Origin of the sequence: Burkholderia sp. BCC1977, from assembly GCF_905339595.1 — a bacterium.
Lineage (GTDB): Bacteria > Pseudomonadota > Gammaproteobacteria > Burkholderiales > Burkholderiaceae > Burkholderia.
This window is the reverse complement of the sequence record NZ_CAJPGQ010000115.1, coordinates 1-2,010: the sequence shown is the minus strand read 5'-3', so window position 1 is coordinate 2,010 and position 2,010 is coordinate 1. Positions and strand designations below refer to the sequence as shown.

The following is a 2,010-nucleotide window of genomic DNA, read 5'->3' as shown; positions in this document are numbered from 1 at the left end:
AACGCCAATGCCACCTGGAGCCTCCTCCGCAAGGCACCTCACCGCTGGCCGATTGCGCACCATCCAACTTGATCGACAGGAAGGTGGCCAACAACCGAGGCGCATCGAAGATGCCTTAAGTGATCAATTGATCAATATATCATCAAAAAAATGGATTTTTCCGGCAAAACATCAGTATAAACCCTTAAATACTTCCAAATTTAAAGATCTTATGAGCATCATCTCCTACACAAAGGCGCGACAGTCACGCGCGCTACACCAGAAAGGACGCAACGGCGATATCAAGCATGGGAATATGTGCGACAGCGCTAACCTGTCACCGGAATACACGCAGTCGCGCCATCGTCGGGGCAGTGCGAATCGGCGAACCTGGTGGGCGGTCAAGCATTGGTGCAATTGGTAACCTGAAGTGCCAGTTCACCCCATCTGGCAACTTCTAGGCTTACGGACACACTCAACTTGCCGGCCCGGCGTGCTGCGGGGGCAATTATCGCCTCTTGGTTGTTCCGTGCCGGCAATACTAGTAGTGGCACGGTTCGCGGGATCTATAGAACCATGTACGCCATTACGGAGCGACTCTGGAAATACCTTCATGTTCCGCCGGCAGCAGTGTCGCTGCCCGACAGCCCGATATTAGAACCTGTGCGAGAGAACTGGCCGCCGTGCAAGCACAGCCGTCGCCCCAACCGCAAACAGAAACCCCAGGTGTTCCGTCGCCGGGAACACTGGGCGCCATCCTGCCAACCAGTCGTTGACGGGTGGTCCGGTCAGTCTACCCTGCCGTGCCAGCCACTTTGCCCTCCTGCGTATGCTTTCTGGTGTTAGGGCGGCCTGCGGCCAGTCGCCGATATGCTGCTGGCACTACGTTGTTAATAAAACTCTCTATCCATACATTGAACAGCTCGTTATCCGGGTGAATTTCCATGCCATAGATATGCTGGCGAACCCCCTTGTAGACCGCTGCTCCGTGCAGATCATAGATAACCTCAAGCTCAATCGACGTTGGTGGATTCGACTCACCTAAATCAACGCAATAAGCCGCCCGAAGTTCGTAGCACAGTGGCACGAAGACTTCCTGACTCAGGAGGTTATGGTAACGACTCGATATATCAAATCCCTTTAATCCAGCCTGATAGAACAAACGAAGCCATTGCCTGGTAAGTGTGGTCGGGATATAGAGAGCGTAGAATTTCATGAGCCGCTCGATCAAGGGAACGGAGCGGTCCTTGATGAGTCTCGACCAGCCAGGATCCCATCCACCTAGGAATATATCGTTGTAGATCCTGTCAATAAGGTCCTGTTTGGTTGGGAAATATCTGTAAAGCAACGATTGGCGAACCCCCAGATAATCTGCGAGTTCGCGGGTTGTTGCGTCAAACCCATGTTCTGCAAAAAAAGTCTCCGCACCGGAGAGGATCGACCTCTCCCGTTCTTCGGGCTTCAGTCTCGTACCTCTCTGGCGATCGTCGGCCTGTCTGACCGCCTTGCTCGCTTGAATCTTGCTCAAGGTTCTGCCTTCAAATGTAAGTTGGAAACAGCGAAGAGACGTACTGCGCCGACTAGGCGGTACGACGCCATCAGGGGCATCTGCCAACGACGCGCCCGGCATCATGGCCGACATCTTACGCGTAGTACCGGATTCCAAAGGCTTGTGGAACACCTCTCCTCGCGCCTGGGGCAGTACACCAGCCAGTATTTGCAACCGGTAATGCACGACACGAACAGGCGCAACCGACCTTTAGGATAAACGGAAACCCCACAAGCAAGAGTTCGCCTTTTTTCCCAACGATGACCATGTCCATCGTATGCCTCGAACAAATGGCCGTGCACAACCTCCAGATCGCGACACGGACCGATGCACCGATAGATCTGCAGGTGCCTCGCGTGCCACGCTCGTCAACCTTGATGACGCGAATCCGTGCGCTCGCCAGAACATCGCGGAGAGCGCTTGGCCATTTGATCCGCCCCGACATGTTGGGCGGGACACTCCGCGGCCGCTAAGATTCATTG

The 2,010-nt window shown here is 54.4% G+C and carries 2 protein-coding genes; one reads left to right on the top strand and one right to left on the bottom strand.

The window, feature by feature from the left end:
- Positions 1 to 403, top strand: a 403-nt coding sequence (locus U5771_RS34925) for a hypothetical protein (RefSeq protein WP_322028147.1), incomplete at its 5' end; no start/stop codon positions are given.
- A gap of 369 nt (positions 404 to 772) precedes the next feature.
- Here the strand turns inward: U5771_RS34925 and U5771_RS34920 are convergent.
- Positions 773 to 1,507: a helix-turn-helix domain-containing protein gene (locus U5771_RS34920; RefSeq protein ID WP_322028146.1), complete on the bottom strand. Its 735-nt coding sequence runs from the start codon at positions 1,505 to 1,507 to the stop codon at positions 773 to 775.
- Positions 1,508 to 2,010 lie beyond the last annotated feature (503 nt).